Raw genomic sequence first — 9,222 nt, 5'->3', positions numbered from 1 at the left:
CTTTCAACTTTTGCCAGTGTTGATCTGTCAGCATGGTACGAGGCATAGCGAATAGTAAAATTGGGTTTGGCGATTTGATTTTACTACTTCGCTATTTTTTTAAGCTAAAAGTGTCAACACACCCTAATGAAAAGAGTAAATAGTGGGAGGCAAGATCTAATTGCTGAAATAAGGTCTGTGCCTGATCAAAAGATTTTTGTTTCTGCTCAGCAGACTCATATTCGAAGAGAAAACGCAAAATGAAATTGATGTCTTCATCAAACATCTGTTCAGTCTGGTATTGATACACCTTATTTACCTTTCTTTTTATAGATGGATTGAGATTCAAAGATGATTCATTCATCTCACCATGGATTTAACCTGAATCCCAGCTAATTCACCCATCTTTGTTTTGAATTTATTGAAGATTGAACATATAGCCAGACAACACCAATAAAAAAGGAAGAGATCTCTCCCAAAATCTCTTCCTTAGAATTGAATCTTTACCCGATCCATTATGTCATTATTATAGTTATTCACATTATATTAACTTGTCTCTTCACTTAGAGACCTGATCAATTATGGAGTTGTCTGTTATTGATCACTACCCTCTAGATATGCTTTTCACGGAATCTCTAGACGAATAAATCTTATACACAAAAAACCAGAAATGCAAGCCAAATGGCAAAATTTAAATGTTGTTTTTATAAGGTTTTTTTTGAATTTCTATATTTATATAATTCATATACAGCTTAAAAAATAAAAGCAGGCCGAAGCCTGCTTTTATTTCAATAACTTAGAACCAGCCTCAGTCAACGAAGGTCACTTTTGCAATTGCTTTTTTGCTGGCCTGAATAATTAAAGTTACGTTCTCTTTCACAGAAAAAGACGCATCAACCGGTTTCCAGTCCACTTTCACAGTGCCGCGGCCTAAGGCATCTTTAGCTTGAGCAGCATTTTTGGTTAAGCCAGCTTCACGTAAAATTGAAGTAATGAAGATCTCACCACCAAATTCGCCACGTGAAATAGTCACTTCTGGCGTACCTTCAGGCAGTTCACCTTCAGTAATGATATTACCTGCACCTTTATGGGCGTGAGCGGCAGCTTCAGCACCATGGAAACGTTCCACCAGTTCCAGCGCAAGAATGCGTTTCACTTCCTGCGGGTTACGGCCTTCTTCGATTTCTTTCAGTAAGCCTTGGATTTCTTCTATAGACTTGAAGCTGAGCAGATCGAAATAACGCTCAATCAATGAATCTGGCATAGACAGTACTTTCTGATACATCGCGCCAGGTGCATCAAATACACCAATATAGTTGCCTAAAGATTTAGACATCTTGTTCACGCCATCTAGACCTTCAAGAATTGGCACAGTGATACACACCTGCGCTTCCTGGTTATAACGGCCTTGCAGAGTACGACCCATCAACAGGTTAAAAGTCTGGTCTGTACCCCCTAACTCTACGTCAGCTTCCAAGGCGATTGAGTCATAACCTTGAACCAGTGGATATAAGAATTCATGAATCGCAATCGGTTGCTGATTGTTATAACGCTTGGTGAAGTCATCACGCTCTAACATACGTGCAACTGTTTGTTGTGATGCCAATTGAATCAAATCAGCTGCAGTTTTTTGTGCAAACCATTCCGAGTTAAACACGACTTTGGTTTTGTTTGGATCAAGAATTTTAAATACTTGTTCTTGATAAGTTTTTGCGTTTTCTAGCACCTGCTCACGTGACAATGGCGGGCGGGTTGCGCTCTTACCCGTTGGGTCACCGATCATCGCAGTGTAGTCGCCGATCAGGAAGTACACTTCATGACCCAGGTCCTGGAATACTTTTAATTTATTGATTAAAACTGTATGACCTAGGTGCAGGTCCGGTGCAGTTGGGTCAAAACCCGCTTTAATTTTTAAAGGACGATTCTGCTTTAATTTCTTCAGAAGGTCTTCTTCAGAAATAATTTCGTGGGTGCCTCGTTGGATGAGGGCAAGTTGTTCTTCAGCCGGCAGGAAATTTGACATCACAAAATCCAAATACATCAGTTATTCAATTTGTGCGATATACTAACACTTTTTTAGCACATTGCAGGCTTAAGAATAATCATGACAGCGATCTATATTGGGGTAATGACCGGCACAAGTATGGATGGTGTCGATATTGTTGCTGCTTCTTTTGATCCACTTCAGCTTCATGCCACCCTCACCTTGCCTTTTGATCCCGATCTTCGTGATGAACTGATGGCACTGACTTTGCCAGATGACAATGAAATCGACCGCATGGGCAAAGCTGATGTCGCACTGGCACAAATGATTGGTCATGGCATCAATGCGCTGATTAAAGAAAATAATTTAGATCGATCTCAAATCAAGGCGATTGGCTCACATGGTCAGACCATCCGCCATCGCCCCGAACATGGCTTTACCCTGCAAATTGGTGATCCGAATATCATTACTGAAATCACCCAGATTCCGGTCATTTCCGATTTCCGTCGTCGTGATCTGGCTGCTGGCGGCCAAGGCGCACCTTTGGTTCCCGCTTTCCATCAAGATATTTTCCAGCATGACAGTATTCACCGCGTGATTCTGAATCTGGGCGGCATTGCCAATGTGAGTATTCTGCCGGCAGGTCAACCGGATCAGGTGTATGGCTTTGATACCGGCCCTGCCAATATTCTGATGGATGCCTGGTGTCAGCGTTATACCGGCCAGCCTTTTGATGAAAATGGTAATTGGGCGGCTTATGGCACGCCAATCCGTAGCCTATTAGATCGATTACAGGAACATGAGTTCTTCTCAAAAGAGCCACCCAAAAGTACTGGCCGCGAAGACTTCAATCTGGAATGGCTGGATGAACAAATTGCCGACTGGCGCAATGACCTTCAATACGATGAACTTGAAGATACACCAGAGAATGTGCAAGCTACTTTAATGAAGCTCACTACCCGTGCGATTAAAAAAGCCATTTACCGTTCCGGTCTGGATACCGGTGAAGTTTATGTTTGTGGTGGTGGTGCCTATAATTCACATTTATTGGAACAGTTACGCTGGCGTTTGCGTAAACATCATTGGAGCGTACAAACCACAGCCGATCTTGGCTTAAATCCGACTTGGGTAGAAGGCACGGCTTTTGCCTGGCTGGCGATGCGTTTTATGAATCAACTCAGCGGCAATCTGCCGGCTGTGACAGGCGCATCAGGTTATCGTGTTCTGGGTACAATTACCTCTGTATAAGAGCAGCTTTAAGCTCACTATATATAGTTATAAAAAAGGTCTGCATATTTGCAGACCTTTTTTATAATGAAGAATCATATTTAGATCATGTCTAAATTCTTCCTAACGCATCATGAGTTTGGCATTTTCATTTCTAAATGCACGCAGGATTTGCTGTCCTGCGCGACCGGTCGGGCTTAAACCCAAACGGTTCTGTTCCTGACGAATCGCCTGACGGGTTTTATCCCCAATTAGACCATCTACCTCACCAATATCATAGCCACGGTTTAACAGGAATTGCTGGATCTCGCGACGTTCCGCACGTGACGTACCCGGATCATCGGTTGGCCAAGCTGCCTGGATGCTTCCTTTACCTTGTAAGCGGTCAGATAAATGTGCAATCGCTAAAGCATAACTTTCTGCTGCATTATAGCTGTAAATAGCATCAAAATTCTTAAAGACTAAAAATACCGGGCCATTTTCACCTGCAGGTGCCAATAAGCCAGCCTGAGAAGATTCTGATAAATTGCCCTGCAATAGCGAAGTACCGTCAGCGCGCACCACACCACGGTTCATCCAGCTACTCAGTGATTTTTTATTGCGTCGGCCTTCGCCTGAAACAGACATGCCTTGTGGAATTTTTACTTCAAAGCCCCAAGGTTGGCCAGTCTGCCAGCCACGTTTTTTCAGGAAATTGGCTGTAGAAGCCAGTGCATCAGGAATACTGCCGACTAAATCACGACGACCATCCCCATCAAAATCTACCGCTAGTTCATCATAGGTTGATGGCATAAACTGGGTGTGACCAAATGCGCCTGCCCATGAACCTTTGAGCTGGCTTTCATAGACATCACCACGCTGTAACAGTTTCATAGTGGTGAAGAACTCACCACGGAAATAACTTTGACGACGACCTTCACAACTCAAAGTACCCAAGGCCTGTAATAAAGGATACTTCCCGGAAATATCACCAAAATTACTTTCTACGCCCCATACGGCTACGATGGTTTCTGCCGGTACTCCATAGGCTGTGCTAATCCGGTTTAATACCTCACGATGTTGCTGCAGTTTTTGTCGACCCAGTTGTACACGTTCTTCATCCACCAGTCCGGACAGATAATCCCAGATCGGAGTCGAAAACTCAGGCTGATAATTCAGCTTTTCAATCACAGAATAATCGGGTGTTAAATTTTGCGTATAACGATCGTAGGTTGAACCACTTACGCCTTGTGCAATCGCCTGACTGCGCAAATTGGCAAGACAATTCTGAAAATTATTTTGGGACGCATAATTGACGGGGCTGCTCGGAACAGAGGATATATCCGTTGATGTCACACGCTGACCATTAATAATCAGTTCTGCCTGTGCCTGTGTAGCAGCTAAAACCAAAGAACCAACAAAAAGTGCAAGCCGTTGCATAAGACCCTTAAATATTTAGATTTTGAATTATGTTTCTACCTTAGCAGCTCATGACGAAAATTAAAGCGCCAATGCGTAAATTTAAATTCATAATTCCTACACTTTTGAATTCATTTTGTAGCTTTTAAATTTAAAAACTTATCCACAAGTCCATTTTAAATTCAAATCAGGCTCATTTTTTAAATTTAAATTCAAAACTCAGGAAATTACTTTTGAATTTAAAAATTTATTGTGGATAACTTGTCTTTAGATTAGGACTGCTCAATCAGCCAAAGGCTTCTGGTATATAGTATTTCTATTTTAAATTCATTTTTATTAGAAGTAACTATATTTAAATTCAGAACTTTGAATTCATTGATCAGCTTTTAAATTTGAATTCATATTTTTGAATTTAAATTTAAGCAGCGAAGTTTAAATTCAAAGTTCATTTTTAAATTTGAATTTATTTTTATGAATTTAAATTCAAAATCTATTTCCAGTTTTAAATTCAAACTCAATATTAAGTTTATCCACAAGTGAATAACCCAGAATTCAGCCCAAAATAGCAGCGAATTAAATTATTATATTTATACTCAATTGATCAGTTTATAAGCAATTGATTTTAAAAATGATCCGACCAATGGCAGGGGATTTTTAAAGAGGCGCAATCATGCCTGAATCTGGACAAATAAAAAAGCGATCACCGAAGTGATCGCTTTTTTTATCAGCAGCTTAAAGCTTAGATGGTCATATCTTCGCTCAATGCCAATGGATTCGGTAAAATCTTCGCCAGTTGACGGCATAAAGTGGTCAGCTGAGCGCTGTCTGTGGGCATCAAAGTGATGTGACCAATCTTGCGACCTTCACGTTCTGTTTTATTGTACAGATGCAGGTGTGCGCCTTCTAAAGTCAGGACATCTTCAGATTTGGGATGCTGACCGATAATGTTCACCATCACGGTTGGACGCACCACTTCAGTTGAACCCAGTGGCAGACCTGCGACCGCACGAATATGGTTTTCAAACTGCGAGCAGACAGCGCCTTCAATCGACCAGTGACCTGAGTTATGCACACGTGGTGCCATTTCATTTGCATACAGGCCTTTGTCTGTCACAAACAGCTCAAGGGTCAAGACACCCACATAATTCAAGTGATTGAGCAGGCGAGTGATGTAATCCTGCGCGACTGGCTGCAGATCCGCACTATTGGGTGCCGGAACGATGGAATGCGACAGGATGCCGTTATGGTGATGATTTTCAGCCAATGGCCAGGTTTTGACATCACCATTTTGACCACGTACCGCAATGATGGATACTTCACGCGAGAAAGTCACAAAACTTTCGGCAATCAATTCACCAGCAGGGCCGAGTTCCGCCCAGGCCTGATCAATCTGATCTGCTGAACGTAGAACGAACTGGCCTTTGCCGTCATAACCACCACGAGAGGTTTTTAGCACGATCGGTAAGCCAAGCTCAGCAACGGCCGCCTGCAAGCTTTCGACTGAAGTCACCGCTTTATATGGTGCAACCGGAATTTCCAGTTCATCAAATAGTGCCTTTTCAGACAGACGATGTTGTGCAATAGCTAAAGCCTGACGAGGTGGATGCAGATCTTTGTTTTGCGTTAAAACGTCGACATCAGCTAGGGGTGTATTTTCAAACTCCAGGCTGAAGACATCTGCGCTATTGATGAAATCCTGCAAGCCATTTACAGCTTTTGTTGAGAAAACCGGACCCAAAGCCGCAGAAGGGCAGTCCGTATTGGCTTCAAAGAACGTACATTGAATATTTAGAGGTAGTGCGGCTTGTGCCATCATCCGACCTAACTGGCCGCCACCAAAAATACCGATGGTTTTATCCATTGTGTTTGATCCCGTATTAAGCTTGGACTTACATTTGACCTGGAATATTATTACTTGCGACTTTCTCGGTTTGTGCCGCGCGGAAATCTGCGACATTTTTTGCGATCTCTGGACGGGTTAAACCTAAAATCTGTGCTGCCATAATGGCTGCATTGGTTGCACCGGCAGGACCGATCGCCAATGTTCCTACGGCGATACCCGCTGGCATTTGCACGATAGAAAGCAATGAATCGACACCATTTAAGATCGAAGATTTGACGGGTACACCCAGTACTGGCAGATCAGTTTTGGCTGCACACATACCTGGTAAATGCGCTGCACCACCTGCACCGGCAATAATCACCTGAATACCACGATCACGCGCTTGTTCAGCATATTCAAACAGACGGTCCGGGGTACGGTGTGCGGAAACGACTTCGGCTTCAAATGAGACACCAAGCTGCTTGAGCATATTGGCAGTGTGTTCGAGAGTTGCCCAATCTGATTGAGAACCCATGATAATACCTACGAGAGGAGTATCTTGTGCAGCAGCCGCATTCATTGCAAATTTTCCAGAGATTAAAGTAAGAAAGATAAATCTCGACGAGAGAGCCAAGCTTGAATAGGAATGCATATTATAGACTGATTTTTCATCTTCATAAAATTTAACGGTCAAAGCAAGGCTCGATTTTTCTTATTTTTTTAGCAGATTCTTAAAAACTGGAATAAAAATAGGGAAGTAGTGGCTAGTAGATGATTTCAAGAACTGCGGAATACAAAATAGACACAACCACAGAGACATAGCGCCGCCCATAAATAATCCAGTTTAAACGGATGTTTGAACAGGAAGATCATAAAGGGAACAAAGACCAGTAGAGTGACGACTTCCTGAGTAATCTTCATTTGACCCACCGCCAGTCCCTGTTGGGCTAATAATTTGGTCGCTGGAATCATCAGGCTATATTCAAACAAGGCAATGGCCCAGCTAAATAAAATCGCCTGCCACAGCGGTGCATCATGCGGCAGGAATTTGAGATGTCCGTACCAGGCCAAGGTCATAAAACAGTTGGCAATCACCAGAAGAAATAGAGCCGGTAGCATCTGCATGCACTCTGCAAAAAGTTCGGGCTTATTTTACGATTTATTTTGCCAAAAGATATTCCGGAAGCTTGAAAATTTCCCTGAATTTGTCTGTGAAACAGGATTTAAAAAATCCCGCAGGAATGCTTGAACTTTGACTATCTTTTCGGTCAAAGCCTTGCTATCGTTGCTTGCAAATCGAATAAATCATGGCAACAGCACCAGTACAAAGTGATGTGTCAGGCAAAATGGAGTGAAGTAGATGCATCTGCATATTTTGGGTATTTGTGGCACCTTTATGGGTTCACTGGCATTACTGGCACGTGATCTAGGCCATAAGGTGACAGGATCGGATCAAAACGTTTATCCACCGATGTCGACCCAGCTGGAAAATGCAGGCATTACTTTAATGCAGGGCTACGACCGCAGCCATTTACAGCCGCATCCGGATCTGATCATTGTCGGCAATGCCATGAAACGTGGTATTGATGCTGTAGAATATATGCTGAATGCAGGTCTACCTTATATTTCAGGTCCACAGTTTCTGGCAGATCATGTCCTGCAAGGTAAACACGTTTTAGGTGTAGCTGGTACGCATGGTAAAACCACAACTACCACCATGCTGGCATGGGTACTGGATCAGGCCGGTTTAGAACCTGGCTTCCTGATTGGCGGTGTACCGCTTGGCTTTTCTGAAAGTGCGCGTTTAGGTGGCGGGAAATACTTCTGTGTCGAAGCCGATGAATATGATTCTGCCTTTTTCGACAAGCGTTCCAAGTTCGTGCATTACCATCCTAAAACGGCGATTCTGAACAATCTGGAATTTGACCATGCCGATATCTTTGATGATCTGGCAGCGATCCAGAAACAGTTCCACCATTTAGTGCGTACCATTCCAAGTGAAGGCCGCATTATTACGCCAATTACTGAAACGAATATTGATGAAGTGCTAGAGCAGGGCTGCTGGACGCCTGTGGTTCGTACTTCATTAGATGCCAATGAAAAATCTGAGCTTTATGCTGAACAGCTTTCAGAAGATGGTTCTCACTTCAAGGTACTCCAATACGGTATCGTGAAAGGCGAAGTGAAATGGAATATGACGGGTCAGCATAGTGTAGCCAATGCACTAGCAACGATTGCTGCTGCTGAACATGTCGGTGTCTCTATTGAAACGGCTTGTGAAGCACTTTCAAACTTTGGTGGTGTGAAACGCCGTATGGAACTGCTGGACACTGTACGCGGCATTGAAGTCTATGATGACTTTGCCCATCACCCAACTGCAATTGATACCACCCTTGAAGGTGCACGCAAGCGTTTAGGTGAACGTAAGCTGTGGGCGATTATTGAACCACGCTCCAATACCATGCGTATGGGCAGTCATAAAGATGGTTTGGCACATTCCGCGCGTCTGGCGGATGAAGTGATCTGGTATCAACCTGAAGGTCTGGACTGGGATCTGCAACCGGTAATTGACGCTGCACCGAATAAAGCTGTAGTTGCACGTACCCTGGATGAGATTATCCAAACCGTGGTGGCTGAAGCAGGTGAGGGCGATGCGGTGGTAATCATGTCCAATGGTGGTTTTGGCAGTCTGCATCAAAAACTGATTAGTGCTTTAAAAGCTTAAAAATTTATATAAAAAAGCCCGTAATAGCGGGCTTTTTTATTTTAAAAATTAAATTCGCTTTCTATCTTTTTTAAGAAAATTAAACTT

The 9,222-nt window shown here is 43.0% G+C and carries 7 protein-coding genes; 2 read left to right on the top strand and 5 right to left on the bottom strand.

Annotated features, from left to right (window positions below):
• Positions 1–787: 787 nt before the first annotated feature.
• A complete protein-coding gene (tyrS, locus tag FTU01_RS11485) occupies positions 788–2,020 on the bottom strand; it encodes a tyrosine--tRNA ligase (protein WP_161792066.1) in 1,233 nt (410 codons plus the stop codon).
• Positions 2,021–2,083: 63 nt separating this feature from the next.
• On the opposite strand from tyrS, the gene FTU01_RS11480 reads away from it, so the two are divergent.
• Positions 2,084–3,211, top strand: coding sequence for an anhydro-N-acetylmuramic acid kinase (locus tag FTU01_RS11480; protein WP_179993045.1), 1,128 nt, complete (start codon positions 2,084–2,086; stop codon positions 3,209–3,211).
• A gap of 102 nt (positions 3,212–3,313) precedes the next feature.
• Here FTU01_RS11480 and FTU01_RS11475 read toward each other — a convergent pair whose 3' ends face one another.
• The 4 genes from FTU01_RS11475 to FTU01_RS11460 form a co-directional block, all read right to left on the bottom strand.
• Positions 3,314–4,609: a lytic murein transglycosylase gene (locus FTU01_RS11475; protein ID WP_218948194.1), complete on the bottom strand. Its 1,296-nt coding sequence runs from the start codon at positions 4,607–4,609 to the stop codon at positions 3,314–3,316.
• A gap of 718 nt (positions 4,610–5,327) precedes the next feature.
• Entirely contained in the window at positions 5,328–6,449 is a 1,122-nt protein-coding gene (locus tag FTU01_RS11470) for a 5-(carboxyamino)imidazole ribonucleotide synthase (RefSeq protein ID WP_179993046.1), read from the bottom strand.
• A 28-nt stretch (positions 6,450–6,477) separates the two neighbouring features.
• On the bottom strand, positions 6,478–6,990 hold the full coding sequence (gene purE / locus FTU01_RS11465) for a 5-(carboxyamino)imidazole ribonucleotide mutase (protein WP_180139165.1): 513 nt from the start codon (positions 6,988–6,990) through the stop codon (positions 6,478–6,480).
• Positions 6,991–7,187: 197 nt separating this feature from the next.
• Positions 7,188–7,529 (bottom strand): DMT family protein, encoded by a 342-nt coding sequence (locus tag FTU01_RS11460; protein WP_180139177.1) that lies wholly within the window; start codon positions 7,527–7,529, stop codon positions 7,188–7,190.
• Positions 7,530–7,770: 241 nt separating this feature from the next.
• Here FTU01_RS11460 and mpl point away from each other — a divergent pair, with 241 nt between their 5' ends.
• The gene (mpl, locus tag FTU01_RS11455; RefSeq protein WP_180139162.1) at positions 7,771–9,135 is read left to right on the top strand and encodes a UDP-N-acetylmuramate:L-alanyl-gamma-D-glutamyl-meso-diaminopimelate ligase; all 1,365 of its coding nucleotides are present in this window, start codon (positions 7,771–7,773) and stop codon (positions 9,133–9,135) included.
• The last annotated feature ends 87 nt before the right edge of the window (positions 9,136–9,222 follow it).

This window comes from Acinetobacter sp. YH12043 (assembly GCF_013419915.1).
Taxonomy (GTDB): Bacteria; Pseudomonadota; Gammaproteobacteria; order Pseudomonadales; family Moraxellaceae; genus Acinetobacter.
Note: the sequence above shows the minus strand (reverse complement) of the source record. Positions and strands in the feature narration are given on the sequence as shown.

Coding starts and splice junctions, on each gene's coding strand:
- tyrS (WP_161792066.1), bottom strand. CDS start 2,020: ATGTATTTGGATTTTGTGATGTCAAATTTCCTGCCGGCTGAAGAACAA.
- FTU01_RS11480 (WP_179993045.1), top strand. CDS start 2,084: ATGACAGCGATCTATATTGGGGTAATGACCGGCACAAGTATGGATGGT.
- FTU01_RS11475 (WP_218948194.1), bottom strand. CDS start 4,609: ATGCAACGGCTTGCACTTTTTGTTGGTTCTTTGGTTTTAGCTGCTACA.
- FTU01_RS11470 (WP_179993046.1), bottom strand. CDS start 6,449: ATGGATAAAACCATCGGTATTTTTGGTGGCGGCCAGTTAGGTCGGATG.
- purE (WP_180139165.1), bottom strand. CDS start 6,990: ATGAATGCGGCTGCTGCACAAGATACTCCTCTCGTAGGTATTATCATG.
- FTU01_RS11460 (WP_180139177.1), bottom strand. CDS start 7,529: ATGCTACCGGCTCTATTTCTTCTGGTGATTGCCAACTGTTTTATGACC.
- mpl (WP_180139162.1), top strand. CDS start 7,771: ATGCATCTGCATATTTTGGGTATTTGTGGCACCTTTATGGGTTCACTG.